This window comes from Streptomyces sp. NPDC059398, from assembly GCF_042751845.1.
Taxonomy (GTDB): domain Bacteria; phylum Actinomycetota; class Actinomycetes; order Streptomycetales; family Streptomycetaceae; genus Streptomyces.
On the sequence record NZ_JBHYWP010000038.1, the window covers coordinates 1 to 24,037 of the forward strand.

The following is a 24,037-nucleotide window of genomic DNA, read 5'->3' on the forward strand; positions in this document are numbered from 1 at the left end:
GTGCGGGCCTGCCCTCGCCCTGTCCGGGTCCACCGGTCAGGGCTGGTCCTCGGCTCTCGGAGTACCGCGGTGGTGGGACGGCCCGGTGCCGTGGTCCTCCGGCTTCTCGCCGGACGCGCGCCGGGACGCCCGGTCGGCCGGCTTCTCGTCGGCGGGCGATCCGGTCGCACCGCCTCTCGTACGGTGGGGCTCGGCGGCCTTCATGTCCTCGTCGGACACCGGTCCCGTCGCGCCGCCGGTCTTCGCGCCGCCTCTGGAGGAACCCGGCTCGGCCTCGGTGTCGGCCGACTTCCGGCGCCCGGTATAGGGCGGTACGGACTTGCCCGTGGTGTCCATGTCGTCGGGGCGGCTCGGTTTTCTTGTCACGGCAGGTCACTCCTCTCTGCTGGCCCGCAGCTCCGCAAGCCCCGGCGGGGGCCTCTCAGCCGCCGCCGGACTGCAGGTTGGGCGCGTCCGGATGGGAGGACTTCTGAGGCTGCACAGAGGTGTCGGCCTTCTTGTCCGCCGTGCCGGCCGGCCTGTCGACCGGTCCGCCGGAGGGTTGGTCCGAACCTGTGTCGCGAGACCCCTTCGCCCCGCGCTCCTCCTGCGGCTCTTCGTGGACGTCCGCGGCTGATCTGTCCGACATCGGAACCCACTTCCTTGCGTCACGTCGCGCATCCGCGGTCTCTCACGGGCGGTGCGTCGGCTGCTGAACCGGAGCATCGCCCGAGCCGGGAAAACGCGGCAGTACCCCTCACTCCATCGTTCACCCTTCTGCACCGGACTCGCATCCGGAGCAGGACGCGTTCGCCTGACGGTGACGGCCCGATTACGCTTCGGACGGCGCGATCGGCCCCGTCCTGTCCCGTACGCCCGCCGCCTAGCGTCGGCAGAGGCAGAAGGGATGCCCGACCGGGTCGGCGTAGACCCGGAACCCGCGCTCACCGTCCGCGTCGTCCAGATCCAACGGGGTGGCCCCCAGGGCGAGCACCTGCTCCTGCGCCAGCTCGATGTCGTCGACTTCGAAATCCAGGTGTGCCTGCTGGGAATTGTCACCCGCCTGCGGCCAGTCGGGCGGCCGGTATCCGGGGGCCCGCTGGAAAGCGATCCGCGCGCCGCCGGGGACGTAAAGGTCGTACCAGTTCTCCGCGTACCGCTCGACCCTCCCCCCGAGTACATCCGCGTAGAAGCGGGCCAGCGTCTCGGGGTCGGGGCAGTCCAGAGCTACCAGACTGTAGGTGGCGACAGCCATCATGTCCTCCTCAACGTCGTCATCCATCCCACTCCCCTGCGCCGCGCCCCGCATCCCGGCGGGACCTGAGCGCGATCGGCCCGAGGAGTGCGTACGAGAAGGCCGCTTGTTATGTTCGAAAGGCGCGTTTCTCCGTACGGAGGAGGCATCCACGGTGCTGGAGTGCCGGCCTCGCCCCCCGTCTGCCCGGGGATGACCGGCCGCTAACGGATCGGTGACCGTCGTTGACCAGTCTTCGCCAGAAAGCTGGAGGGGCACGGTGCGACCGCTGGGGGCGGCGGTGCCACGCCGAGAGGAGCGACAGATGCCCGAGTTGCCCGATGTCGAAGCCTTCCGGAAGGTCCTGGACTCGTGCGCGGGCGGCCGGACCATCCAGCGGGTCGAGGTACGGGACACCGGCGTCCTGCACGGGATGAGCGCCGCCCGGTTCAGCGGCGAGCTGGAGGGGCACCGCTTCGAAATGTCCGAGCGTCACGGGAAATGGCTGCTGGCCCGTACCGACGGCCCCATGCTTCTGGTGCACTTCGGGATGACGGGCCTGTTCGTCTGCTGCCGCCCCGACGACAGCCCGCACCCCCATGACCGCGTCGTCTTCACCCTCGACGACGACCATCAGCTCCGCTACCGCGACCAGCGCAAGCTCAAAGGAATGTGGCTGGCCGGGACACAGGACGTGGACCGCCTGCTGGCCGGTCAGGGGCCCGATGCGGCGGAGATCGACCGCGAGGAGTTCGAGCAGCTGCTTGCCCGGCGCAGAGGCGGCGTGAAATCGGCCCTCATCGACCAGTCCAATCTGGCGGGCCTCGGCAATCTGCTCGCGGACGAGATCTTGTGGCGTGCCCATGTGGACCCGGCCCGCAAGGCGGGAAAGCTGACCGAGAGGGAACGTGGGCGTCTGTACACGGACATGAGGCGCACGGTCCGCTCGGCCGTGAGCGCCGGCCGCGTGCCACCGAGGAAGAGCTGGCTGACCGGGCACCGTGACGAGCGCGCCGCCACCTGCCCGCGCTGTGGCGAGAGACTGCGCAGGGGCCGCGTCTCGGGCCGGAGCACGGTGTGGTGCCCGCACTGCCAGACCGGCTGAGCGGCTGACCGGCTGGCTGGCCGAAGACCGCGTCCGGCTGACCGGGGCAGCGCGCATGAGCTGCGTACGACCTGCGTACGAGAGGAACGTGATGGCGGATGAGCAGGAGCGCGCTCATCGTCATCGACATGATCAACACCTACGAGCACCCCGACGCGAGCCTCCTCCTGCCATCGGTCGCGGAGGCCGTACCGGTGATCGCCCGGCTCCTGGAACGGGCCCGCGCCGACGGCATCCCGGTGATCTACGTCAACGACAACTTCGGGGAGTGGCGCTCGCACCACGGCGAGATCGTCGACACCGCGCTGTCGGCCCCGCACGCGGATCTGGTGGAGCCCATCCGGCCGGACGACACCTCGCTGTTCGTGGTGAAGGCGCGGCACTCGATCTTCTACGAGACGCCACTCTCCTACCTGCTCAGCCAGCTCGGCATCGAGCAGGTGATCCTCTGCGGACAGGTCACCGAGCAGTGCGTGCTCTACTCTGCCCTCGACGCCCACATCCGGCACCTGGAGGTCACCGTCCCGCAGGACGCCGTCGCACACATCCACGAAGACCTGGCCGATGCCGCGCTGCGGATGATGGAGCGCAACATGAACGCCCGCATCTGCCGCGCCGACGAGATCGGGTGGTAGCACCACGCCGTGGGTTCCCGAGCGGTAGGCGCACCGACGCGTGGGTCCGGACGTCCGGCTCAGGGCCCGACGAGGGCCTTCCCGACCGCGCCGAGGAAGTCGTCGAGGTCCTTCGGCGTCCGGGATGTCACCAGGGTGTAGCCGCCCTCGGAGTCGCTCACCACCGGTTCGTCCACCCAGGACTTGGCTCCGGCGTTACGGATGTCGGTCCGCACCGAGGGGTAGGAAGTGAGCGTCTTGTCCCGCAGCACTCCTGCCTCCACCAGGGCCCAGGGGCCGTGGCAGATCGCGGCGACCGGGCGCCCTGAGTCCACGAACGCCTTGACGATGCTGATGGCCTTGTCATCCAGCCGGAGGTTGTCGGCGTTGATGGTGCCGCCGGGGATCAGTAGCAGTTGGTGGGCGAGCGGATCCACCGTGTCGAAAGTGGCAGTGGGCTGTACGGTCTCGCCGGGGTCCTTGTCCCCCACCAGGGTCTGGATGGGGTCCGTCGAGGCGGCGGCGACCGTGACGTCCGCGCCGTCCTCCCGCAACCGCCTGTAGGGGACGAGCAGTTCGTCCTGCTCGACACCGTAATTGGTGACGAGCGCGAGAACGCGGTGACCATTGAGCGGCTTGTCAGTCATGATGAGCCTTTCCTGTATGTGCTCCCTGTGCTCCGCGAGGGTCCGCGGGCCGGGCGGGGTGTCGGCCTCCTGCCGTTCCCGGACTCCCCCAGTCCATCCCGGCCGGCCCCGGAGCGCGACCAGGAAGCGCCGACCGGCGGAGCGGGGGACCGTACGGGAACCCCGCGGCGGACAGCTCGCGGCTTCGCGGTGTGCTCTGTCTCTTGGGACGGAGTGCCCCCGGACGAATGATCCATTCGGATTCTTCCGTGGTGGTTTCACGGCTCCCAGCAGCCGTGAGCCGAGGCTGCGGGCCGGGCTGGAACAGAGTGTTTACGGTCGGGGCCGGGGGTTACCCGGTGTCCTGGTCTTTCCCTCGGTAACCGGAAGAGAGTGGGCTCGGATGGGGAACGCTGAATCGCCCGCGCGGGGCCTGTCCGGGTGGTTCGCGCGCGCCGGGCAGTGGCCGGGGCGGACCGGGCGGTGGTGGGCGCGGGCCTTCCGGGACTCGGGTTCCGAACGCCGTACGCTGCTGCTGATCGGCAAGAGCACCCTGGCCGCCACGCTGGCCTGGACGGTCTCCTTCTACGGGCTGGACGCCCATTCCCCGGCGTTCGCACCGTTCTCCGCGGTGATGATCATGTACGTCACCGTCTATCAGTCCGTGGTGCAGTCGCTGCGTTACGTCGGCGCCGTCGCGGCGGGAGTGGCCGTGCAGGCCGCACTCGGTTTCCTCGCGGGCCCGGACCTGCTGACCTTCGTGCTGGTGGCGGTGATCGCGCTGTCCATCAGCCGGTCACGCGTGCTGGGTTCCCAGGGGCCGCAGGTGGCCACCGCCGCGTTCTTCGCGTTCGCCACGTACAGCAGCGCCACCGGCAACACGGACCGGATCGCGCAGCTGGGACAGATCGTCCTGCTGGTCCTCATCGGCTGCGCCATCGGCACCGCGGTCAACATCACCATCGCCCCGCCGATGCGCTACCGCAGCGCCGAGTACAGCATCCGTGTGCTCGCCCGCACCCTCCATGACCTGACCGCCGACATACACCCCGCCCTGCGCGACGGCAGCCTGGATGCCGAAACCACCACGCGCTGGCGCGAGCGCTCGGCCGGGACGAGCAGTCTGATCGCCCAGGCCCGGTCCGGTCTGCGCACCGCCAAGGAGAGCGTCCACTACAACCCCCGGAGGCTCCTGAGGCGCCACCGCACCCATCTCACCTTCCAGGGGTACGAGTTGGTACTCGACGCCCTGGAAAGGACCCTGTACCAACTGGCATCCCTGACACGCAGCCTCGACCAGTGGCGCGAGGAGGAGAACGACTACCGCTACCGCCACTTCCTGGACCGGTACGCGGCCTTCCTGGAAGCGGTCTCGGAGGCGGCGCTCGCGCTGAGCACCCTGGACGAGACCACCCTGCCCCAGCAGGCGGACCGCTTGGCCCGTCTGGCCGGAGACGCGCAGGAACGGCGTCTGGAGGTCGCCGAGGAAGCCGAGGCCCAGGCCCTGCCGCTCGCCGACCCCACCCGTCCGTACGGGGTGCTCGTCATCGAGGCTGCCCGGCTCATGGAGGAGGTCCAGTACACCTGTGACACGCTCCGCAGCTGGGTCCAGGTGCACTGACCGCAGCGTCGTCGAGGCGGGTCACTGAACCTGGTGCGCTACTCGACCTCCTGTGCCGTGGTCAGGGGCATGCCGAGCCAGGTCTCCAGTACGTTGCCCAACGCGTCCCGGTCCGGTTCGCCGGCCCAGGCGACGTAGCCGTCGGGCCGTACGAAGAGGGCTGCGGGCGCGTCGTCGTTCAGCAGCTCCGTTGTGATGGTCCGCATGCGGTCGCGGTACCCGGCGGCCGCGTCCCGCAGTGTGCCGGACGGGTCGAGCAGGAGGGCCCGGCCGTCGTGCACGTGGTCGGCGAGCCGGGATCCGTCGGCCAACTCGTAGTCGGGGGCGCTGGCGCCGACCAGCCGATGGCCGCCGGGGATGTCGTACCGCTGCCAGAGGCCGGAGATCTTCTTCGCGAAGTATGTGGCGCCTTCGACGGTCCGCGCCAGGTCGCCCACCACCTCGCGCAGCGCCCGCGCGTAGGGGTCCGGGCGCATCAGGGCGATCTGGGCACGCGTCCAGGCCAGCACCCATGCGCCGAGGGGGTGCCGCTCGGCGGTGTAGGTCTCCAGCAGCCCGTCCGGCGCCGTCCCGCGTACGGTGGCGGCCAGTTTCCAGCCGAGGTTCATCGCGTCGCCCAGGCCGAGATTGAGTCCCTGCCCGCCGAACGGGGAGTGCACGTGGGCCGCGTCGCCGGCCAGCAGCACCCGCCCCTGCTGGTATGTCGTGGCCTGCCGGGCGTTGTCGGTGAACCGGGTCAGGCTGGTGATCCCGGTGACCGTGACGTCGGCGCCGGTCACCTGGCGGATCGATGCCTGCAGTTCCGCAGCGGTCGCGGGGGCGTCGCGGTCGGCCGGTGCGCCGCCGAACGCGACGGTGGTGATGCGTCTGCGCGGCGGGTCGTTGACGTAGACACCGGTGGCGGTGGCGTGCCAGCCGACGTCCAGATCCTGTATGCCTGCCATGTCGGCGACGGCATGATAGGCGGTGATCTCCGGGTCGGTGCCGGGGAAGTCGAACCCGGCGAGCTTGCGCACGGTGCTCCGGCCGCCGTCACAGCCGACGAGCCACTTGCACCGGATCGGGTCGCCGCCGGTCGAGACCGTCACCCCGTCGGCGTCCTCCTCGAATCCGGTCACCTCCGTTCCTCGGCGTATGTCCACGCCGAGCCCTGCGGCGTGCTCGGCCAGGAGCACCTCGACCTGCTTCTGGTGGACCAGGTCGACCAGGTCCGGCGGGTGGAGGCCGGACAGATCGGGATCGGACGTATCCAGCATCTCGTCGCCGAGCGGGATCGCCGCGAAATGTCCCGCGAACCTGGGCAGCGCACTCGTACCGTCCGGACGCCGGGCGGACATGAAGGAGACCGACCACTCCGTCTCCTCCTGTGCCCGTCGTAAGGCAGGCAGCAGGCCACGCCGGTAGAGGGCTTCGACACTGGGCCTGTTCAGGGTCCCCGCCTTGAGGGTCGTGGCGAAGTCCGTCAGTCGTTCGAGTACGGTCACCGAGGCGCCGCCGACCCGCAGTTCACCGGCGAGCATCAGCCCTGTGGGGCCTCCTCCGGCGATCACCACGTCACAGTCGGACGGGTGCTCGGCCGCCGGGGGTCGTGGGTGGGCCGGAACAGTGGAGGTATCGGATGGCGTGGTCATGGTGTCTCCCTCCGGAACGGACAGCGTGGCGACGGGCAGACGCGTGGCAGTCCCTGCTCCCCGGGGGAGTTGTCAGGATGTGGTGGTCGAAGTCCCCGGCCGGGGGGCGGCGTCGATCAGCTTCCGTACGATCGGTCCGGCGGCACGCATCGCCGACCTCAGTGCCGCGTCGTCCTCAGGTGAGAGTGTGGTCAGCAGATCGGCCAGGCGGTCGTGGCGATCACGGAGACGGCCGGCCAACAGCGTGCGACCGGCCTCACTGATGCCGATCAGTGAGACTCTCCCGTCCTCGGGGTCCTTGATCCGGTCCACCAGTCCCTGCCGCTCCAGGCGCTGCACCAGCTGACTCATCGAGGGCTGGCTGATGCCCTCCGCCGCTCCCAGCGACGTCAGACGCGCCGGGCCGTCCCGGTCGAGCCTGCCCAGGAACATGATCGTGGTGAACGTCAGGCCTCCGTGGTCGGTCAGATGACGGATCACCAGGCGCATGACCCCGTCGAAAGCCTCCGCCACCACGTCCTGCTCCGTGCCGTTCGTCGTCTGCCCCATGAGTCATTTATATCACGTGCCTATGTAACTCATGCCGATGGGTCAGATACCCCTTCCCGCGGGGGCAACTGACCCACAGGGTCGTCGGCTCGGCGGACTCAGCGGCCGACTGCTCTGCGGAGCTCCTGTTTGTTCATGGTGGACCGGCCTTCGACGTTCTTCTTCTTGGCCTCTTCGTACAGCTGGTCCTTGGTGGGGCCCTGAGGGCCGCTGTGCGAGCGCTCGCCGCCGCGCTGCGAGGCGGACTTCGGGTCCTTGGTGGAGACCTTGCTGGAGGTCTTGGCCTCCCCCGACCGCGCCCGCTCCTTGTTGACGGTGCGCGCGGCGATCTCCTTCGCCCGGCCCTCCGGGGTTCCCCGCTTCTCGGCGCCCTCCTTGACGTGCTCGTACTGCCGCTCACGCTTACGGTTCGATCCTGCGGGCATCACGTGCTCCTCTCGGCTGTGCGGGGCTTCTCCGAGCGCCTGCCCGCCGTCCGGCGGGCAACGCCCTGCGCGGTGGCCCTTCTGTCCACGGCGAAGCTCTTCTCCACTCCACGCGGAAACACGGTCGGGCGCGAGACCGGTGAGCCAACCGGGACCGTCGGCGGCTGCCCGACCCCCGGGATTCCTCCCACGCCGAACGAGTGGCGCACGGGGTGAACGGGTGGCGCACGAGTGTGAATCAGCGGGAGGCACGGAGGGATGACCGGCGGGCACCTGCGGCCCCGCAGTTACGCGAATGCCCGCGCGAAGAGGACCCCCACCCCGGCAAGTGCCCTGCTCGGAGGCGTTTCAACAACGGGGGCGAAGGTCACAGCTGCGGTACTGCCCCCCACCCCCACCCAACGGTTGGAGAGAGAACGATGAAGGACAAGAACCCGGCGAAAGCCGCCGCTGAACGGGTTACCGATGCACTGCGCGGTGGCCCCGGCCCCGCCGGGGAAATCCCGGGCAAGCCAGGCCCCGAATCCCCGCCCGTGGACGAGCCCACCGAGCCCGCAGCGCCGCTGCCGCCCAAGGCCGATCAGAGCGGCCCGGAGACGGTGACCCCCACCGGGCAGGCCAGCGGTGCCGACCAGAAGGCCGTCGCCCAGGCGGGTGCCTATCTGACCACCGCCCAGGGCGCCCGTCTGTACGACTCGGACCACTCCCTCAAGGCGGGTGAGCGCGGGCCCGTACTGCTGCAGGACCACCACCTCCGGGAGAAGATCACCCACTTCGACCACGAGCGCATCCCCGAACGCGTCGTACACGCACGCGGCGCCGCGGCGCACGGTGTCTTCCAGGCGTACGGCACCGCCGCGAAGGTGACCAAGGCCGCGTTCCTCGCCAAGAACGTCGAGACCCCCGTCTTCGTACGCTTCTCGACCGTGCTCGGGTCGCGGGGCTCGTCGGACACGGTGCGCGACACCCGCGGCTTCGCGACGAAGTTCTACACCGAGGAAGGCACGTTCGACCTGGTCGGCAACAACATCCCGGTGTTCTTCATCCAGGACGCCATCAAGTTCCCCGATGTCATCCACGCCGGAAAGCCCCAGCCCGACCGGGAGATCCCGCAGGCGCAGAGCGCGCACGACACCTTCTGGGACTTCGTCACCCTGCACACCGAGGCGACGCACCACACCCTCTGGAACATGTCCGACCGGGGCATCCCCCGCTCCTTCCGCATGATGGAGGGCTTCGGCATCCACACCTTCCGGCTGGTCAACGCGGAGGGTGCGACCACCCTGGTCAAGTTCCACTGGAAGCCCAGGCTCGGTGTGCACTCGCTGGTCTGGGAAGAGGCCCAGATCATCAACGGCATGGACCCGGACTTCCACCGCCGCGACCTGGCCGACGCCATCGAGGCCGGTGCGTTCCCGGAGTGGGAGCTCGGTATCCAGACCTTCCCCGACACTCCTGAGCAGACGTTCGAGGGCATCGACCTGCTGGATCCGACCAACATCGTCCCGGAGGAGCTGGCGCCGGTACAGCCGGTCGGTCTGCTCACCCTCAACGCCAACCCGTCGAACTACTTCGCCGAGACGGAGCAGGTCGCCTTCCACCCCGGCCATCTGGTCCCGGGCATCGACATCACCGACGACCCCCTGCTGACCGGCCGTCTCTTCTCCTATCTGGACACCCAGATCAGCAGGCTCGGCGGCCCCAACTTCGCGCAGATCCCCATCAACCGCACCCACGCGCCCGTGAACGACATGCTGCGTGACGGTATGCACCAGACAGCCGTGCACAGCGGCGTGGCACCGTACCGGCCGAACTCGCTGGACGGCGGGTGCCCCTTCCTGGCCGGCGCCGACAACGGCGCCTACATCGAGGTCCCGGTCGGCGTACCGGCGGGGAAGAAGGTACGCGAGGCACCGGCGTCGTTCTCCGACCACTTCAGCCAGCCCCGGCTGTTCTGGCTCAGCATGACGCCGGTGGAGCGCGAGCACATCATCGGCGCCTACACCTTCGAGCTGGGCAAGTGCTACGAGCAGGCCATCCAGGAACGCGCGCTGAAGGTCCTCGCGAACATCGACCCCGAACTGTGCCAACGGGTCGCCACCGGCCTGGGGCTTCCCGCCCCCGAACCCACCGAGCCGCTCTCGGACCCGGACACGAGCCCTGCCCTGTCCCAACTGGGCGGCTCATGGCCGCTGGACGGCCGCATCATCGGCATCGTGGCCGATGACAACAGCGACCTCACCGCCGTCCGTACGGTACGCCGGGCCGTCCTGGACGCCGACATGGTGCCGCTGGTCATCGCTCCCGCCGGCGGCATGCTCGACGCGGACGGTGACCCCATCGCCGTCCAGCGCACCTATGCCACCGCCCGCTCGGTCGAGTACGACGCCATTCTGCTGGCGGGCGTACCCGGAACGGGCAGCGATGCCCACGGCACACCGGACGCGAAGGCCGGTCAGGGAGCGGTACAGGCGAACACCGCGACCGACCCCCGGGTGCTGCTGATGCTGACGGAGGCGTTCCGGCACGGCAAGGCCATCGGTGGCTGGAACGGCGCCGAGAGGGTCCTGGAAGCCGCCGGTATTCCTCTGGACGCGCCCGGCCTGGTGACCGGCGGCGACGGTGCCGGCACGCTGGAGCAGATCACCCGGCTACTGAAGACCCACCGCGTCTGGGAGCGCTTCCCCGCCGACGCCTGAGCCCCGCCTGCGCCAGGAGCCCGGCGAGCCCGTGTCGCCCGACAGCGAGGAAGGTGACACGGGCTGGCCCTGGTCGACCACCCGGGTGCGTTCAGTCGGGCCAGGTACCGGTCAGCCGACTCATGGCGCTGGCCCCGCCCCGGTCGACGGCCGCTTTGACGCCCGCGAAGATCGCGCCCTGCAGCGCGGCCGCGAGCAGGACCTCCCGCCAGCCGCGCTCCGGGTCTTTGGCCTCGGGAGCGTCCTCGTCATGACTGACGACTTTCCAGACCTGCTTGAATACCGCGCCGGCAAGCACCCCACTGACTGCTCCGAGGGCCATCCCAAGAGGCTTGTAGACCATTTTGGACGCGTTCATCAGGACCTCCTGCTGCGCCGGACGGGAGAAGGACGAGGGTCATGACACCGGCGGCCTCCCCTACGAGTCACCGCCGGATTCACAGAACGGTATGAAATACAACAATTGCATATCCGGGGGCAGCAGGCTGGACAGAGCCGAGAGGGCCCGGCCCTCGGGCCGCGGCACGGCCGAACGAGGCCCGAAGCCGTGCACCCGGGGCTGCGTCAGTCCGGCGGGGGGGGCAAGCGGCCCACTGCATCAGTCGTGACCTCATCCACGGCCTCAGTCGTGGTCCTTCTGCACCGATTCCTGCTCCTCCTCGCTGGTGGAGAGGGCGTCAGCGGCCTCGCTGTCCTTGTCGCCCTCTTCGCCCTGTCCACCACCAGCTCCCCGGGTCTCCGCCTCCTCGAATTCGTGGAGAAGTTCGTCCGCGGCGGTGTCGTCGCTGTTCCTCTTGTCGTGCGTTTTCTTGTCGTGCGTCATCGGTAACTCCCAGGGTGTTCCGCTTCGGACTCATGTGAGCCGAAGGCGTCACCACACGTTCCCCGGAATCTCCGCTCCAACACGCCCCCGAACTGGGCCGTCACACCCGGAGCTGTGTCATCGATGCCGACACGAAGCCCGTGGTCATACCTCGCCAGGGGCCAGTGGAGTGGCACGCGCCGTCGGACCGTTTGGGAGCTGGTGGCTGCGGTAACTCGCGTACCATGCCGTTGCTTTCAGGAGTTTTCGCGAAGTTCGCGCCGGTCGCCCGGAGCAGGAGCCGTACAGGGGCGGCCGGCGGCAGCCCGGCCGAGGCGTTGCTGAAGTCCCTCGACGCCCTGGGCGGGGCGGAGCGGCTGGACGTGGTGGTCAGCCCGGTGCAGCGCCTGGTGCGTGCCCTGCCGCTCGGACCGGCCCGAGACGTCCTGCACGGCCGTCAGCTCGGTCATCCCCTCCACCCGCTCCTCGTCCAGGTCCCGATGGGCGCCTGGCTGTCCGCCGCGGTACTGGACCTCGTACCCGGCGCGGGCCGCAGCGCCCGTCTCCTGGTGGGCGTCGGCGTGGTCGCGGCGGCGCCTGCCGCGTGGGCGGGCTGGGTCGACTGGGCCGAGCAGCACGAGCAGCAGATGCGCGTCGGCCTGGTGCACGCCGCTTCGAACGCCGCGGCGGTCGGTCTGTACGCCGGTTCCTGGGTGGCCCGGGGGCGCGGCCGGCGGGGCTGGGGCCGGGCCCTCGGGTTCACGGCGCTCAGCGCCGCGGGTATCGGAGGGATGCTCGGCGGTCATCTCGCCTACCGGCAGGCAGCCGGAGCCAACAAGACCGAAGCGGTGCCCCATCTCCTCGAACCCGCCTGGCAGAGCCTGGGCGCGGTGGACGGTTACCCCGTCGGTGAGGCCGTGCGCAGACAGCTGGGTGAGGTGGCTCTTCTGGTGGTGCGTCAGAGTGCCACAGAGATCCACGTTCTGGCGGACCGGTGCAGCCATCTCTCGGGCCCGCTCTCCGAAGGGAAGATCGCCGACGGATGTGTGGAGTGCCCCTGGCACGGAAGCACCTTCCGGCTGTCGGACGGCTGGAACGTGAAGGGCCCGGCCACCGCCCCGCAGCCCTCCTTCCGCACGCGCGTCGAGGACGACGGCACCCTCCAGGTGAGGCTGCCCGGCGCGGGATGACCGGCCGGGCGGGCGGAGGACAGCGTACGACCGGGGTCGGGGCGCGAGGTCCTACGCGACGGTGAGGACGAGCTTGCCCCGGAGGTGACCGCCGTCGAGCAGCCGGTGGGCGTCGGCGACGCGCTCGAAGGGGAACGTCTCCTGGACATGGACCCGGAGCCTGCCCTGCTCGACCAGTGCGACGAGGCCCTTCAGAGCGACCGGATCGGGGTCGACCGCGATGCCGCTGAAGCGCATACCGGCCGCCTCGTACCTGGCGACGAGCTCCTGGTCCCCCTCGGCGACCGCCGTCACCAGATGGCCTCCCGGGCGGAGGACTTCGAGCGACCGCTCGACGGTGTCGCCGCCGATCGTGTCGAGCACGACGTCGATGTCGCGGACCACCCGGGTGAAGTCGACCGCCGTGTAGTCGATCACCTCGTCGGCGCCGCACCCCTCGGCGAACCTCCGCTTGCTCCCGCCCGCGGTCGCGATCACGTACGCGCCGAGCGCCTTCGCGATCTGGATCGCGACATGGCCGACCCCGCCACCACCGCCGTGGACCAGCACGCGGTCGCCCTCGGTCACACCCCCGAGGTCGACGAGACCCTGCCACGCCGTCAGCCCGACCACCGGCAGCGCCGCCGCCTCGACGTGCGAGAGGGACGCCGGTTTGCGGGCCAGGTGCAACGCAGGCGCCGACACGATCTCGGCGTACGCACCGGCCGCCCGCGGAAACAGCGGCATCCCGAACACCTCGTCACCGGGCCTGAACCGATAGGTCAGCGACCCCTCCTCGACCACGCCGCTGATGTCCCAGCCGAGGACGAACGGAGGCCGGCCGAGCAGCGGAGGGAACTCGCCGGCGCGCAGGAGCGCCTCCAGCGGGTTCAGCCCGATCGCCTTGACGCGGACGAGAACCTCGGTGGGAAGGGGCTGGGGCTCGGGCGCGTCCACGACGGTGAGCACCTCGGGACCGCCGAGCGCCTGCTGGGTGATGACTCGCATGACTCTCCTAGCTGGGACAGGCTGTGACAGGGGGAGAGAACCCAGGCTAGGTTTCCGACAGGAACCAGCAGGTACCTTGGGCGCCATGAGCGGTTTCGGTCCCGGTGATCCCTTTCTCGCCGACTGTCCGGCGCGTCTGGCCCTCGATCTCATCGCCGACAAGTGGACCGCGGTCGTGCTCTACGGCCTCAGCGAGGGCCCGGTGCGCCACGGCGAGCTGATCAGGCTGATCGGCGGCATCTCCCGCAAGGTGCTCACCCAGACGCTCCGACGGCTTGAGGCGCACGGACTCGTCCGCCGCCACGCCTACGCCGAGGTACCGCCCCGCGTCGAGTACGCACTCACCCCGCTCGGGGCGACGCTGATCGATCCGATCCACATGCTGACCGAGTGGGCCAGGACACACGGGGACGCCGTACTCGACGCACTCGACGCACACGACGCCGGACCCGAGCCGGCCGCCCTCAGCGACTGAGACCCGCCGGGGCACTGGGTATCCGCTCGGTGGCCGCTCGGTACCGGACCCATGCGCGCCTGGACGCACGCGTCTCACCGGAGACACTCAGGGAGACCGGGTCGGACGGACAGGGCGGCTGTGAAGCCGTTCAGTGATGTGTCATGCGCCCGTCCGCACGCAGCGTGGGACGCCGCGCATCAGTCCCTCGGGGTCGCGTTCGCCGACCGGTGTCCGCACCCCGTCCCGCAGGCCACGCTCATCAGATCAACAGGCGCGCCCTGCGGTGCGCCGGATGGTCTCACGTGCTGCGCGAACGAGGTCGGCGTTGCTCCGGGCGGGGGTGCCGTCAGGGAGGTGGAGTACGTCTTCCAGACCGATCCGGGTGTCCAGGCGGCGGGAGGCGGCGAGCTGGAGGACGGGCCACGCGGCGGCGTCCTCGCCGTGGAGGAGGATCGGCGCGGCAGCGGAACTCAGCTGGTCCAGCAGGGATGCCGCGGCGTGGAGTGCGGCCTGCGGGGCCGTATGACGGATCTCGGCCAGGATGCGCAGGACTCGATGCGATTCTGGCCAGCTGAGGAAACGCCGTGCCGCTGGGGTACCGGAAAAAATACCGGCTTCGATACCGATCCCCCGGTCCAGCAGCGCGGCGGCGACATCGGCGGCCCCGTCCTCGTGCCAGTTGACGGAGGCGTGGTCGGGGAGCACGGTCCAGGACCGGACTTGTGCAGCGCGAGCGCGGGGGTCCGGGGTGGCCCAGGCACCGGTGGTGACTCCGACGGGGATGCCCGGAACGGTGGTCCGTACCGCGGTGACAGCGGCCGCGACGGCGGCGGCTTCCAGCGTGTCCTGACCGTCGCGGTCCTTGGGGTGCAGGTGAACGTCGTGAGCACCGGCAGCGACAGCCTCGCGGGCCGCCTCTGCCAGCTCCTGGTGCGTCACGGGAAGACAGGCGCATGCGGCGCGGCTTCGGGCGCCGTTGAGACAGACCTGCAGCATGGCGTCATCGTCGCAGACCGGAGGCGGCCCCCTCCTTGTGCACGCTCAGCGCCACGCCGAACGGGATCGGACGCCTGCCGTACCGTACGTCCGTCCCGGGAGCGCGGGCTCAGTAGCGGTTTCGTCGGTGTCCCAGCGGGCCACCGGGCGTCAGGAAGGCGGGCGCCGCCGGTTGCCGCCGCCGCTTCCGTTCAACGGGATCAGGGATTCCAGGTGTGCGCCATTGACCCAGGAGCCCAGCAGGTCACGGTGTATGGCCACCACATCCTGGCGCAGGGCCAGGCCGAGTGCCGCCGAGGTGAATGTGCGGCCGGTCGTGACGAACAGTGCGACGTCCGCGCCGTGTTCGGGGCGGGCAGTGCCGACGAACCTCTGCATGTCCTGCGAACCCACCCCCCGCGCGGGAGCGTACTTCTTGCACTGGATGACGAGCTTGCGGCCGTCGGCGAGATAGCCGATGACATCCGCACCCAGATCACCGCTCTTGCCGCTGACCACGACCTTCGTGCAGCCGTCCCGCCGACACAGACCGGCGACGTAGGTCTCGAAGTCCTGCCACGACAGGGAGTCGACCTCAGCCATCGACAACTCCCGTGTCCGCGCCTCCTCCAGCGCCCACCACTCCCGGTCCCGGCCCACCGCCAGGCGGTGCGCGCGCACCAGCATCCAGCCAGCCGCACCCACCACGACCGCGGCAAGCACGGTCACCAGGACGGGCCACATCACCGTCCAGTGTCCGGCCACCCAGACAACGGCCAGAAGCAATGCCACCGCGCCCCAGCCCTGGAGCTTCCTGCGCGTCCGCCTCTTCAGTCTCCGACGCCGTCGTGAGGCCATCACTCCCCCGCTCCCCCAAACTGTGCACCCGGTCGGGCGGCCTACGACGTCATCGGCGCAGGGCTTCGGCTTCTGCCGGTGCCGGATCCATCCCGGATCTGCGTCGACTTCAGTGCCCGGACTGCGTGACGCCATCTGCGAGCTGCCCCAGGAATCCGAGGATTCCCTGTCCCACCCGGGTCGGGGCGATGAGCACGCCCAGCGCCAGAACGATGACCACGGTGAATTTCTCGTCCAGTCGGCTCCGGGACTCGGTACGCCGGCGCAGCCGGAGCAAGACAATCACCACGAGCAGCACGGCCACATTGATCGTCAGCAACGCCCAGACCCCCGAAACGACCGCCATCCGTACGGGCAGCAGTGCCACCCCTCCTCCTTGTGTAGCCGGGTTCCGGTGACGCTGGAGGCGAGTTGAAGACGAATGGCATAAAGCCATCGGGCCTGGCTGGATACCGTGCGGGCGATCAGCGATCGGGTGCCCCGGGACGGCGGTCGGGCCCTGCGTCCCAGGAGGGGCAGGGCCAACACGTCAGGAAAACCGGCTGGCCACTGCTGCTCTCCCGCACCCCAGCCCCCGCCCGGAGCAGTCCGTACTACGGCGGCTGTGGGGCGGGGGCGGCTGCGGGACTCACTGCCCGGCGGAAGTGGACGGAGCGCGCCTCCCGCCGGCGTGCAGGGAGCCGAGGAGGGCCAGGGCTTGGGCGGAGGGGCTGCCCGGTTCTGCGTGGTAGATGACGAGTTGCTGGCCCGGGGCGTCGCGGACGTCGAAGGACTGGTAGGTCAGGGAGAGAGGGCCGACGTCCGGGTGGAGGAGTTGCTTGGCGTCCTGGGTCTTGCCGCGCACGGTGTGCTGCGCCCACAACCGCCGGAATTCGGCGCTGTGCTCGGTCAGTGTGTCGACGAGGTGGCGCAGACGCGGGTGCTCGGGGTCGAAGCCGCTCGCCTGGCGCAGGTTGGCGGCGGCGGCCTGCGCGGCCCGGTCCCAGTCCCGGTAGAACTGTCGTCCGGCCGCGTCGAGGAAGGTCATGCGGGCCAGGTTGTCGGCGGGGGTGAAGGGGGCGTAGAGCGCGTCAGCAAGGGCGTTGGCAGCCAGAAGGTCGAGGGTGCGGCTCATGACGAACGCCGGGGTGTGCGGGTAGCCGTCCATCAGCTGACGCAGCGCGGGACTGACCCGCTCGGTGGCATGGAGCGAGCCCCGGACGTCCGGCGACACCCCGGCCAGGCGGTGCAGGTGGTCGCGGGCGTCCGTGTCGAGCAGGAGCGCACGGCTGAGCGCGTCCAGCACCTGCGGTGAGGGGTGGCGCTCACGCCCCTGCTCCAGCCGGGTGTAGTAGTCGGCGTTGACACCGGCCAGCACGGCGACCTCCTCGCGGCGCAGTCCGGCGACCCTGCGCACGCCGTGACTCGCCATGTTGACGTCCTGGGGCCGCAGGCGGGCACGGCGGGCGCGCAGCAGCTCCCCGAGGTGGTTGTCGTCCATGGCTCCAGGCTAGGGCGTGGCTGTCCGTCCTTCCTGGGTGTGCCGCACCCAGGCGGAGAGCACCCTGGTTCCCCCCTTGCTGACCTGCGCAGACTCGGTCGGGCATGACATCCGTGCCGCACCGAGGAAGGGAATCCTGATGACAGGCGATGCGCGGGGCGACCGCACTCCCGGGAACGCCGACGTGGTCGGCATGTGGGTGACCGCGGACCGTCACATCCGCCAGGAGCTGCTGCCCGACGGGCGCTACGACGAAGCCCGCGGGGATCGGCGCAGCGCGTACACGGGCCGGTACACGGTGAGCGGTGACCACCTCGATTACGTCGACGACACCGGCTTCACCGCCACGGGGGACATCCGGGACGGCGTGCTCCACCACGAACACCTCGTGCTCTACCGCGAGGACCGGGCGGAGGAGCCCTCTTGAGGGAGCGAGGCGGCGTCGTCGTCCCGTACGCCCATGGATGCGGAGTCCGCCGTGGTACGCGGCCGGCCCCGCTCGACGGTCACCGGAGGAAGGCAGAGCAGTGAGACAGACCGACGAGATCACCACCGTCACCGACGGGACAGGGGCCGGTGCGGAGGTTTCCCCGTCGCCCGGCACTCCGGCCCTGCTGGTGCTGTGCGCGGCTCATTTCATGGACGCCATCGACTTGTCCGACGTGGGCGTGGCCCTGCCCGCCATCCAGCGTGACCTCGGCATGTCACCGGGTTCCCTGCAGTGGGTCGTGTCCGCCTACGCCCTCGGCTACGGCGGGTTTCTCCTGCTGGGCGGCCGGGTCGCCGATCTGTTCGGCCGACGGCGTGCCTTCCTGACCGCGGTCGCCGTCTTCGGCGTGGTGAGCGTGCTGGGCGCACTTGCTCCGACCGGTGGCCTGCTGATCGCGGCGCGGCTGGTGAAGGGTATCGCCGCGGGCTTCCTGGCCCCGGCGGCCCTGTCCCTGATCACCACCGGCTGGCCGGAGGGCCCGCGGCGTGGCCGGGCACTCGGCTGGTACGCCACCGCCGGCGCCTGCGGCTTCGTCGGGGGGCTCGTTCTCGGCGGAGTACTGACCGAACTCTCGTGGCGGCTGGTCTTCGCGCTCCCCGTACCCATCGCCGTGGCAGCACTGCTCGCAGGGGGTCGCCTGCTCCCGGCGGATCCCCGGGGCGGCGCCCGCGAGAAGATCGATGTCCCTGGCGCGCTGACAGCCACCGGAGCACTGGTGCTCTTGGTCTACGCCCTCACCCAGGCGCCTTCGCACGGCTGGCTGTCCGCCCGTACCCTCGTCCTCTTCGCCGTCGCGGCCGGCCTGCTCGGCCTGTTCCTCCGGGTCGAGTCCCGCTCGCGCAGGCCCTTGGTCCCGCTGTCCTTTCTCACCCGGCGCGCGACCGCCGGTACCAGCCTGACGATCTTCGCCATGTGGGGCGCCTACACGTCGTTCGCGTTCCTCGCCACGCTCTATCTGCAGAACGTGCTGGACTGGACACCGCTGCAGACCGCCGGTGCCTTCGTGCCGCTCGGCCTCGCCAACGGCGCGCTGGCGCCCTTCGCGGGACGGCTCGCCGCCCGGTTCGGTGTGCACAGGACGATCGCCGCCGGGATGCTGCTCCTCGCGCTGTCCTACGCGCTGTTCTTCCGGATCGGGCCCGGCAGTTCCTTCCTCACCGTGGTCCTGCCCGTCATGGTCGTCAACGGGATCGGCACCGCGGCGGCCTTTCCCACGCTGAACATGGGCGCGGTGGCCGGTGTGCCCGACCGGGACCAGGGGCTGGCGGGAGCCCTGCTCAACATGTTCATGCAGATCGGCGGTGCTGTCGTCCTCGCTCTCGTCACCGCAGTCGTCGAAGCCGGACAGCGGTCGGACCGAGGTGACCCGCTGGCGGGCTACGGCGCTGGTACCGGTGTCATCGTCGCCGCCGTACTCGCCGGCCTGGGCGGCACTCTTCTCATCCGGCACCGGACCGACGGCCGGAACCACTGACGACCCGGCGCGTCGCTCCGCCCCGAAGCCATGCGCCACCGCGCACGGACATCCGTCCTTCACCCCACGAGGTAATCACCCGTATGACATCTATGACCCCGTCCACCGAACCCGCCGAGTTCAACGGAATGACGGCTCTCGTCACCGGTGCCGCGCGCGGCGTCGGCAAGGAGGCCGTGGCACTTCTCCACGCCCGCGGCGCACACGTCGTCGCCCTCGACATACGGCCCGAACTGGACTCACTGGCAACGGAGTTCCCCGGAGTCGTGACCGTGACCGGCGATGTCACAGCGGAGGAGACCGCCACCCGCGCGGTAGCGTCCGCCGTCGACGCCTTCGGCGGACTGGACATCCTGGTCAACAACGCCGGACGCACCCTCAACAAGCCCGTCACGCACACCACCGCCGAGGACTGGGACCGCGTGATGGACGTCAACGCGCGCGGCGCTTTCTTCTTCGCCCGCGAAGCCTTCCGTGCCATGGAGGAGCGCGGGGGCGGAGCCATCGTCAGCACCGGTTCCTACGCGTCCACCGTCGGCCTGAGCGAGGGGGCCGTCTACAGCGCGTCGAAGGGCGCTCTGGCCCAGCTGACCAAGGTGCTGGCGCTGGAGGGCGGCCCGGTGGGCATCCGCGCCAATCTCGTCGCCGCGGGTGTCGTCGAAACCGACTTCCTCGACACCTTCCGCCCCGACAGCCGCGCCTATCTGGCGTCCTTCGCGGACGCCCATCCCCTCGGCAGGGTGGCGCAGCCCCGCGAGATCGCGGAAGTCCTGTGCTTCCTTGCCTCGCCGCGGTCCGCCTTCGTCACGGGCGCCGTACTCGCCGCGGACGGCGGCTTCACGGCGGCCTGATCCGGGCGAGACCCGCGGAGAGCCGGGTCTCCCAGCCTTGACGCGACCCGGCCGGGGAGGGCGGGCCGGCTGCGGCCCGCCGACACCAGGATAAGAACATCCGTTCCTTACGTAGTGTACTTTTGTTCTTATGGCTGAGAAGGAAGTGCCCGGAAGGCTGCAAACAGCGGGCGGCGAGGGGCGACGCGCACGCCGACACGATCCGCGGCGCAGGGAGCGCGTGCTCGATGCCGCTCTGGAGGTGCTCGTCGAGGACGGGGCCGCCGGGATCACACACCGCAAGGTCGCCGCCCACGCCGACGTACCGCTCGGTTCCGTCACCTATCACTTCGCGAGCCTGACTGAACTGTGCGCGCAGGCATTCGGCAGGTACGTCGAGCAGCAGACCGCCGCGTACGAGGCGCTCTTCGCCGGGGTGGCCTCGCACGAGGAGCTGGTGGACGCCCTGGCGGGACTGGTCCAGGGAGGTCCGTCCCGGCACCGCAGCGCGGTCCTCGGGTTCGAACTGCACCTGGCCGCGTTGCGCGATCCGGCCCTGCGCGCACTGACCCAGGAGTGGACCAGGTCAAGCCAGTCGGTACTGGCCCGCTTCACCGGGGCGGAGACCGCTGCCCGCCTCGACGCCCTGCTGGAAGGAATGATCATGCACGCGCTGCTCTCCACGGAGCGGAAACCGCGTGCGGAGACCCGTGCAGCCATCGTGCAGGTACTCGGCCCGGCCACCGGATCGGGTCTGTGAACAGCTCCACCGGAAGCGAGTGCACCCGCGGGACGGCACGCGCCGTACGGTCGACGTACCTGGTCTTCGCCCTCCTGGGCCTGGCCGGGGCGACGTGGGTCTCCCGCCTGCCGCAGATCCGGGAGCGCATGGGCCTGGACGCCGCGTCGGTGGGCTTCCTGCTGCTCCTCGCGGTCGGCGGTCTGGTGGCGCCGGTCTCTTCGCGCTGGGCGCCGCCACGGGTTTCCGGGACGTCGCGGTGAGCGTGCACGCGGCGGCCCTCGAACGACGGCTCGGCCGGGCCCTGATGCCCCGCCTCTTCGCAGGGTTCAGCTTCGGCACCGCCACGGGTGCCTGCCCCGGCGCGCCGATGACGGCCCTGGGCGTTCCGGTGAGCCCGCACAGCGGCGTGGTGGCCCTGCTGGTCGCCCGGGTGACGCCTACCGACACACCACCGACACACCAAGGAGCACACCTTGTTGACCACCACACCTGTCATCGAGGTCAGTGACGCCGACCTGGACGACCTCCGCGCCCGGCTGCGCGCCACCCGGTGGCCCGAGCCCTGGCCGGTCGACGGCTGGGCGGCGGGCACCGACGCCGCCGAACTGCGACGCCTCGTCAGGTACTGGGCCACCGACTACGCGTGGCGGACCCATGAAGCCGCCGTCAACGCCCTGCCCTCCCTCTTCGCCGACATCGACGGCACACCGGTGCACTACCTCCGTTACGACGCCGAACACCCGGACGCCCTGCCGATCGTGCTCACCCATGGCTGGCCGAGCACCGTCCTCGAACTCACGGGCCTCGCAGAACGACTGGCCTCCCCCTCCCGCCATGGCGGCGACGCCCGGGACGCCTTCACCGTCATCGTCCCCTCACTCCCCGGCTTCGGCTTCTCCCCTCAGCGGCCCGCCCTCACCGAAGCAGAGCAGACCCACGGCCTCTGGCACCGGCTGATGCACGACCACCTCGGCTTCAGGCACTACGCGGCACACGGCGGGGACCTGGGCGCCGGCATCACCTCACGGCTCGCCGAGGCACACCCCGAGGCCGTGGTCGGCATCCACCTGCTCGCCGCCGCGGCCCCGGCCGGCCACGAACCGGCCTCACTCACTTCCGAGGAGGAGACCCACCTCGCCTCCGCCGCTGCCTGGCAGGCGGAGGAGGGCGGCTATCTGCACCAGCAGAACACCCGCCCCCTCACCCTCGCCCCCGCCCTGAACGACTCACCCGCCGGACTGCTTTCCTGGATCATGGAGAAGTACCGCGCGTGGAGCGACTGCGAAGGCGACCTGTCCACCCGCTTCAGTGACGACTTCCTCCTCACCCAGGCATCCCTCTACTGGTTCACCGGCACGATCTCCACGTCCTTCCGCCCGTACTACGAGTACGCACACCAACTGACCCGGCGCGTACGGCGGGTGGACGTCCCCACCGCCCTCGCCCTGTTCCCCGCAGACCTCGCACACCCCCCGCGGAGCTGGGCCGAACGCACCTACCACCTCACGCGCTACACCCGCATGCCCCGCGGCGGCCACTTCGCCGCCCACGAGGAACCCGCCCTGCTCGCCGACGACATCACCGTGTTCTTCCGCGAACTCCGCCCTCACCACCCCCGGGCCTCACAGCTGGAGGTGTGAGCAGTCAGAACGCCGGTGGGAGAGACCAGCCGGTGAGGAAGGTGCCGCCGTCGTGGCAGTCGTCTTCAGTGCAGATGGGAGCAGTCGGCATCCGGGTCGCGCGTGAGGGCGATCACGTCGTCGAGCCGGTCGCGTACAGCGAGCAGGTCGGTGATCTGCTGGTCGATACGGACACGCTCGGCCGTCAGCCGGTCCAGGAGCGCCGGGGCCGCCACACCCGCGTCCACGCACGGCAGCACCTGGCGGACCACTCTGCTCGACAGGCCCGCGGCATACAGCTGTTGGATCAGCCGGACCCGGCCGACGGCCGTGTCGGGGTAATGCCGCTGACCGCCGGGGCTGCGGTCAGCCTGGAGCAGGTCCTGTTCCTCGTAGTAGCGCAGCGCCCGGACGCTCACTCCGGCCTTGTCGGCCACCTCACCGATGCGCACCGGTCCTCCTCCTCGTTTCGAGCGGCCGGTCGTTTCGAACGGCCGGCCCGACTTGCACCTGACGCCGACGTCAGGTTCTAGCGTAGGAGGCGTCGGCGACTCGCCGAACACGCACCCCACTGATCTCACGAACGGCCGGTCCAGGCCACGTGGAAAGGCAGAACATCATGCGCGCAGTCCGTTATCACGAGTACGGCGGTGTGGAGACTCTCGTGGTGGAGCAGGCACCGGACCCGCATCCCGGGCCTGGCGAGATCCGTGTCCGCGTCGCGGCGGCCGGCGTCAACCCCGTTGACTGGAAGGTGCGTTCCGGAGCGGTGCGGGAGGTGCTGCCCGTGGATCTGCCCGCGATTCCCGGACGTGATGCCGTCGGCGTGGTCGACGAGACCGGTGAGGGCGTGCAGGGGGTGAGCATCGGTGACCGTGTCTTCGGGCTGGGCGGCGTCACCGGCGCGACGGCGGAACTGGCCGTGCTCTCGGCCTGGGCCCCGGCGCCCACCACATGGACCGACAAGGAGGCCGCCGGCGCCGGTCTGGCGTCCGTGACCGCGATGGGCGGGCTGAAGGCGCTCGGTCCGCTGCGGGGGCGCACCCTTCTCATCGAGGGCGCCGCAGGTGGTGTGGGCAGTGCCGCGGTCGAGATCGCGGTCGCTCAGGGAGCCACCGTGATCGGAACGGCCGGCGAGCGCAACCACACGTTCCTCACCTCGCTCGGAGCCGTCCCCACCACCTACGGCGCCGGCTTTGCCGAACGTCTCGCCACCCTGGCCCCGGACGGTGTCGACATCGCGCTCGACACCGCGGCCTCCGGGTCCCTGGCCGACCTCGTCGCGCTCGTGGGCGACCCCGCTCGGGTGTCGACGGTCGCCGACCACGCCAACGCGCAGCGCCTGGGTGTGCGTCTGGCCAACGCGGAGAACGACTCCACGCTCCTCGCCGAAGCGGGCGAACTCGGCCGGCAGGGCCGCTACACACCACGCGTCGAACGGACGTACCCGCTCGAACAGATCGCGGAAGCGCACGCCTACGTCGAGCGCGGACACACACGGGGAAAGATCGTGATCAGCATCTGAGCTTGGCAGTCCCACCACGAGAGGGGGGCGGGCGCCCAGCACCCCCCCCCCGCCCCCCGCCCCGCTGACGCCCGGGGGGCGAGAGCACGACGGCGCGACGGAGCGAGTCACCCACGCGAGCTGGG

The 24,037-nt window shown here is 70.3% G+C and carries 28 protein-coding genes; 13 read left to right on the forward strand and 15 right to left on the reverse strand.

Features of this window, described 5'->3' with window-relative positions; genetic code table 11:
• Positions 1 to 36: 36 nt before the first annotated feature.
• The 3 genes from ACFXBC_RS15980 to ACFXBC_RS15990 form a co-directional block, all read right to left on the reverse strand.
• Positions 37 to 366, reverse strand: coding sequence for a hypothetical protein (locus tag ACFXBC_RS15980; protein WP_385023911.1), 330 nt, complete (start codon positions 364 to 366; stop codon positions 37 to 39).
• 55 nt (positions 367 to 421) lie between these two features.
• Positions 422 to 628 carry a hypothetical protein gene (locus tag ACFXBC_RS15985; protein ID WP_385023913.1) on the reverse strand — a complete coding sequence of 69 codons (207 nt, stop codon included), beginning with the start codon at positions 626 to 628 and terminating at the stop codon, positions 422 to 424.
• A 234-nt stretch (positions 629 to 862) separates the two neighbouring features.
• Positions 863 to 1,234: a VOC family protein gene (locus ACFXBC_RS15990; protein WP_385024018.1), complete on the reverse strand. Its 372-nt coding sequence runs from the start codon at positions 1,232 to 1,234 to the stop codon at positions 863 to 865.
• 304 nt (positions 1,235 to 1,538) lie between these two features.
• On the opposite strand from ACFXBC_RS15990, the gene ACFXBC_RS15995 reads away from it, so the two are divergent.
• Both ACFXBC_RS15995 and ACFXBC_RS16000 read left to right on the forward strand, forming a co-directional pair.
• Positions 1,539 to 2,318, forward strand: coding sequence for an Fpg/Nei family DNA glycosylase (locus ACFXBC_RS15995; RefSeq protein WP_385023915.1), 780 nt, complete (start codon positions 1,539 to 1,541; stop codon positions 2,316 to 2,318).
• A 98-nt stretch (positions 2,319 to 2,416) separates the two neighbouring features.
• Positions 2,417 to 2,953 carry an isochorismatase family cysteine hydrolase gene (locus ACFXBC_RS16000; RefSeq protein ID WP_385023917.1) on the forward strand — a complete coding sequence of 179 codons (537 nt, stop codon included), beginning with the start codon at positions 2,417 to 2,419 and terminating at the stop codon, positions 2,951 to 2,953.
• Between the two features lie 59 nt (positions 2,954 to 3,012).
• On the opposite strand, the gene ACFXBC_RS16005 is transcribed toward ACFXBC_RS16000, so the two are convergent.
• Complete coding sequence (locus ACFXBC_RS16005; protein WP_385023919.1) at positions 3,013 to 3,579, reverse strand: type 1 glutamine amidotransferase domain-containing protein; 567 nt, start codon at positions 3,577 to 3,579, stop codon at positions 3,013 to 3,015.
• A gap of 382 nt (positions 3,580 to 3,961) precedes the next feature.
• Between ACFXBC_RS16005 and ACFXBC_RS16010 the strand changes: the two genes are divergently transcribed.
• On the forward strand, positions 3,962 to 5,179 hold the full coding sequence (locus tag ACFXBC_RS16010; protein WP_385023921.1) for a hypothetical protein: 1,218 nt from the start codon (positions 3,962 to 3,964) through the stop codon (positions 5,177 to 5,179).
• A 38-nt stretch (positions 5,180 to 5,217) separates the two neighbouring features.
• Here the strand turns inward: ACFXBC_RS16010 and ACFXBC_RS16015 are convergent, their stop codons facing one another.
• The 3 genes from ACFXBC_RS16015 to ACFXBC_RS16025 form a co-directional block, all read right to left on the reverse strand.
• Positions 5,218 to 6,810 carry an FAD-dependent oxidoreductase gene (locus ACFXBC_RS16015; RefSeq protein ID WP_385023923.1) on the reverse strand — a complete coding sequence of 531 codons (1,593 nt, stop codon included), beginning with the start codon at positions 6,808 to 6,810 and terminating at the stop codon, positions 5,218 to 5,220.
• A gap of 72 nt (positions 6,811 to 6,882) precedes the next feature.
• The gene (locus tag ACFXBC_RS16020; RefSeq protein ID WP_385023925.1) at positions 6,883 to 7,359 is read right to left on the reverse strand and encodes a MarR family winged helix-turn-helix transcriptional regulator; all 477 of its coding nucleotides are present in this window, start codon (positions 7,357 to 7,359) and stop codon (positions 6,883 to 6,885) included.
• Positions 7,360 to 7,457: 98 nt separating this feature from the next.
• Positions 7,458 to 7,784 (reverse strand): plasmid stabilization protein, encoded by a 327-nt coding sequence (locus tag ACFXBC_RS16025; protein ID WP_385023927.1) that lies wholly within the window; start codon positions 7,782 to 7,784, stop codon positions 7,458 to 7,460.
• A gap of 419 nt (positions 7,785 to 8,203) precedes the next feature.
• On the opposite strand from ACFXBC_RS16025, the gene ACFXBC_RS16030 reads away from it, so the two are divergent.
• On the forward strand, positions 8,204 to 10,483 hold the full coding sequence (locus ACFXBC_RS16030; RefSeq protein ID WP_385023929.1) for a catalase: 2,280 nt from the start codon (positions 8,204 to 8,206) through the stop codon (positions 10,481 to 10,483).
• 91 nt (positions 10,484 to 10,574) lie between these two features.
• On the opposite strand, the gene ACFXBC_RS16035 is transcribed toward ACFXBC_RS16030, so the two are convergent.
• Together ACFXBC_RS16035 and ACFXBC_RS16040 are read right to left on the reverse strand one after the other, a co-directional pair.
• Positions 10,575 to 10,841, reverse strand: a complete 267-nt coding sequence (locus ACFXBC_RS16035) for a DUF4235 domain-containing protein (RefSeq protein ID WP_385023931.1) — start codon at positions 10,839 to 10,841, stop codon at positions 10,575 to 10,577.
• A 264-nt stretch (positions 10,842 to 11,105) separates the two neighbouring features.
• Positions 11,106 to 11,306, reverse strand: coding sequence for a hypothetical protein (locus tag ACFXBC_RS16040; RefSeq protein WP_385023933.1), 201 nt, complete (start codon positions 11,304 to 11,306; stop codon positions 11,106 to 11,108).
• Positions 11,307 to 11,623: 317 nt separating this feature from the next.
• On the opposite strand from ACFXBC_RS16040, the gene ACFXBC_RS16045 reads away from it, so the two are divergent.
• Positions 11,624 to 12,475: a Rieske 2Fe-2S domain-containing protein gene (locus ACFXBC_RS16045; RefSeq protein WP_385024020.1), complete on the forward strand. Its 852-nt coding sequence runs from the start codon at positions 11,624 to 11,626 to the stop codon at positions 12,473 to 12,475.
• Between the two features lie 51 nt (positions 12,476 to 12,526).
• On the opposite strand, the gene ACFXBC_RS16050 is transcribed toward ACFXBC_RS16045, so the two are convergent.
• A complete protein-coding gene (locus ACFXBC_RS16050; RefSeq protein WP_385023935.1) occupies positions 12,527 to 13,462 on the reverse strand; it encodes an NADP-dependent oxidoreductase in 936 nt (311 codons plus the stop codon).
• 85 nt (positions 13,463 to 13,547) lie between these two features.
• Between ACFXBC_RS16050 and ACFXBC_RS16055 the strand changes: the two genes are divergently transcribed.
• Positions 13,548 to 13,937, forward strand: coding sequence for a winged helix-turn-helix transcriptional regulator (locus ACFXBC_RS16055; RefSeq protein ID WP_385023937.1), 390 nt, complete (start codon positions 13,548 to 13,550; stop codon positions 13,935 to 13,937).
• A 246-nt stretch (positions 13,938 to 14,183) separates the two neighbouring features.
• Here the strand turns inward: ACFXBC_RS16055 and ACFXBC_RS16060 are convergent, their stop codons facing one another.
• The 4 genes from ACFXBC_RS16060 to ACFXBC_RS16075 all read right to left on the reverse strand — a co-directional run bounded on the left by ACFXBC_RS16060 (position 14,184) and on the right by ACFXBC_RS16075 (position 17,232).
• Positions 14,184 to 14,915, reverse strand: a complete 732-nt coding sequence (locus ACFXBC_RS16060; protein ID WP_385023939.1) for a 3-keto-5-aminohexanoate cleavage protein — start codon at positions 14,913 to 14,915, stop codon at positions 14,184 to 14,186.
• 150 nt (positions 14,916 to 15,065) lie between these two features.
• On the reverse strand, positions 15,066 to 15,752 hold the full coding sequence (locus ACFXBC_RS16065; protein ID WP_385023941.1) for a restriction endonuclease: 687 nt from the start codon (positions 15,750 to 15,752) through the stop codon (positions 15,066 to 15,068).
• Positions 15,753 to 15,861: 109 nt separating this feature from the next.
• On the reverse strand, positions 15,862 to 16,071 hold the full coding sequence (locus ACFXBC_RS16070) for a hypothetical protein (RefSeq protein WP_385024022.1): 210 nt from the start codon (positions 16,069 to 16,071) through the stop codon (positions 15,862 to 15,864).
• A gap of 309 nt (positions 16,072 to 16,380) precedes the next feature.
• Complete coding sequence (locus ACFXBC_RS16075; RefSeq protein ID WP_385023943.1) at positions 16,381 to 17,232, reverse strand: helix-turn-helix transcriptional regulator; 852 nt, start codon at positions 17,230 to 17,232, stop codon at positions 16,381 to 16,383.
• A 139-nt stretch (positions 17,233 to 17,371) separates the two neighbouring features.
• Here ACFXBC_RS16075 and ACFXBC_RS16080 point away from each other — a divergent pair, with 139 nt between their 5' ends.
• The 6 genes from ACFXBC_RS16080 (at position 17,372) to ACFXBC_RS16105 (ending at position 22,408) form a co-directional block, all read left to right on the forward strand.
• Positions 17,372 to 17,659, forward strand: coding sequence for an Atu4866 domain-containing protein (locus ACFXBC_RS16080; RefSeq protein WP_385023945.1), 288 nt, complete (start codon positions 17,372 to 17,374; stop codon positions 17,657 to 17,659).
• 100 nt (positions 17,660 to 17,759) lie between these two features.
• Positions 17,760 to 19,196 carry an MFS transporter gene (locus ACFXBC_RS16085; RefSeq protein ID WP_385023947.1) on the forward strand — a complete coding sequence of 479 codons (1,437 nt, stop codon included), beginning with the start codon at positions 17,760 to 17,762 and terminating at the stop codon, positions 19,194 to 19,196.
• 83 nt (positions 19,197 to 19,279) lie between these two features.
• On the forward strand, positions 19,280 to 20,047 hold the full coding sequence (locus ACFXBC_RS16090; protein WP_385023949.1) for an SDR family NAD(P)-dependent oxidoreductase: 768 nt from the start codon (positions 19,280 to 19,282) through the stop codon (positions 20,045 to 20,047).
• 130 nt (positions 20,048 to 20,177) lie between these two features.
• Entirely contained in the window at positions 20,178 to 20,786 is a 609-nt protein-coding gene (locus tag ACFXBC_RS16095; RefSeq protein WP_385023951.1) for a TetR/AcrR family transcriptional regulator, read from the forward strand.
• Positions 20,783 to 21,028: a hypothetical protein gene (locus tag ACFXBC_RS16100; protein ID WP_385023953.1), complete on the forward strand. Its 246-nt coding sequence runs from the start codon at positions 20,783 to 20,785 to the stop codon at positions 21,026 to 21,028. The genes ACFXBC_RS16095 and ACFXBC_RS16100 overlap by 4 nt, the downstream gene beginning before the upstream one ends.
• Positions 21,029 to 21,244: 216 nt before the next feature.
• Complete coding sequence (locus ACFXBC_RS16105; RefSeq protein ID WP_385023955.1) at positions 21,245 to 22,408, forward strand: epoxide hydrolase family protein; 1,164 nt, start codon at positions 21,245 to 21,247, stop codon at positions 22,406 to 22,408.
• Positions 22,409 to 22,473: 65 nt separating this feature from the next.
• On the opposite strand, the gene ACFXBC_RS16110 is transcribed toward ACFXBC_RS16105, so the two are convergent.
• Positions 22,474 to 22,839, reverse strand: coding sequence for a MerR family transcriptional regulator (locus ACFXBC_RS16110; protein WP_385023957.1), 366 nt, complete (start codon positions 22,837 to 22,839; stop codon positions 22,474 to 22,476).
• A 167-nt stretch (positions 22,840 to 23,006) separates the two neighbouring features.
• Here ACFXBC_RS16110 and ACFXBC_RS16115 point away from each other — a divergent pair, with 167 nt between their 5' ends.
• Positions 23,007 to 23,912, forward strand: coding sequence for an NADP-dependent oxidoreductase (locus tag ACFXBC_RS16115; protein WP_385023959.1), 906 nt, complete (start codon positions 23,007 to 23,009; stop codon positions 23,910 to 23,912).
• Positions 23,913 to 24,037: the final 125 nt, after the last annotated feature.

Excerpts from the sequence above, each read along its gene's own strand:
- ACFXBC_RS16065 (WP_385023941.1), bottom strand. The coding sequence starts at position 15,752 with ATGGCCTCACGACGGCGTCGGAGACTGAAGAGGCGGACGCGCAGGAAG.
- ACFXBC_RS16095 (WP_385023951.1), top strand. The coding sequence starts at position 20,178 with ATGGCTGAGAAGGAAGTGCCCGGAAGGCTGCAAACAGCGGGCGGCGAG.
- ACFXBC_RS15985 (WP_385023913.1), bottom strand. The coding sequence starts at position 628 with ATGTCGGACAGATCAGCCGCGGACGTCCACGAAGAGCCGCAGGAGGAG.
- ACFXBC_RS16075 (WP_385023943.1), bottom strand. The coding sequence starts at position 17,232 with ATGGACGACAACCACCTCGGGGAGCTGCTGCGCGCCCGCCGTGCCCGC.
- ACFXBC_RS16025 (WP_385023927.1), bottom strand. The coding sequence starts at position 7,784 with ATGCCCGCAGGATCGAACCGTAAGCGTGAGCGGCAGTACGAGCACGTC.
- ACFXBC_RS16000 (WP_385023917.1), top strand. The coding sequence starts at position 2,417 with ATGAGCAGGAGCGCGCTCATCGTCATCGACATGATCAACACCTACGAG.
- ACFXBC_RS16060 (WP_385023939.1), bottom strand. The coding sequence starts at position 14,915 with ATGCTGCAGGTCTGTCTCAACGGCGCCCGAAGCCGCGCCGCATGCGCC.
- ACFXBC_RS16055 (WP_385023937.1), top strand. The coding sequence starts at position 13,548 with ATGAGCGGTTTCGGTCCCGGTGATCCCTTTCTCGCCGACTGTCCGGCG.
- ACFXBC_RS16015 (WP_385023923.1), bottom strand. The coding sequence starts at position 6,810 with ATGACCACGCCATCCGATACCTCCACTGTTCCGGCCCACCCACGACCC.
- ACFXBC_RS16005 (WP_385023919.1), bottom strand. The coding sequence starts at position 3,579 with ATGACTGACAAGCCGCTCAATGGTCACCGCGTTCTCGCGCTCGTCACC.
- ACFXBC_RS16080 (WP_385023945.1), top strand. The coding sequence starts at position 17,372 with ATGACAGGCGATGCGCGGGGCGACCGCACTCCCGGGAACGCCGACGTG.
- ACFXBC_RS16040 (WP_385023933.1), bottom strand. The coding sequence starts at position 11,306 with ATGACGCACGACAAGAAAACGCACGACAAGAGGAACAGCGACGACACC.
- ACFXBC_RS16050 (WP_385023935.1), bottom strand. The coding sequence starts at position 13,462 with ATGCGAGTCATCACCCAGCAGGCGCTCGGCGGTCCCGAGGTGCTCACC.
- ACFXBC_RS16090 (WP_385023949.1), top strand. The coding sequence starts at position 19,280 with ATGACATCTATGACCCCGTCCACCGAACCCGCCGAGTTCAACGGAATG.
- ACFXBC_RS16035 (WP_385023931.1), bottom strand. The coding sequence starts at position 10,841 with ATGAACGCGTCCAAAATGGTCTACAAGCCTCTTGGGATGGCCCTCGGA.
- ACFXBC_RS15990 (WP_385024018.1), bottom strand. The coding sequence starts at position 1,234 with ATGGCTGTCGCCACCTACAGTCTGGTAGCTCTGGACTGCCCCGACCCC.
- ACFXBC_RS16030 (WP_385023929.1), top strand. The coding sequence starts at position 8,204 with ATGAAGGACAAGAACCCGGCGAAAGCCGCCGCTGAACGGGTTACCGAT.
- ACFXBC_RS16115 (WP_385023959.1), top strand. The coding sequence starts at position 23,007 with ATGCGCGCAGTCCGTTATCACGAGTACGGCGGTGTGGAGACTCTCGTG.
- ACFXBC_RS16020 (WP_385023925.1), bottom strand. The coding sequence starts at position 7,359 with ATGGGGCAGACGACGAACGGCACGGAGCAGGACGTGGTGGCGGAGGCT.
- ACFXBC_RS16010 (WP_385023921.1), top strand. The coding sequence starts at position 3,962 with ATGGGGAACGCTGAATCGCCCGCGCGGGGCCTGTCCGGGTGGTTCGCG.
- ACFXBC_RS15995 (WP_385023915.1), top strand. The coding sequence starts at position 1,539 with ATGCCCGAGTTGCCCGATGTCGAAGCCTTCCGGAAGGTCCTGGACTCG.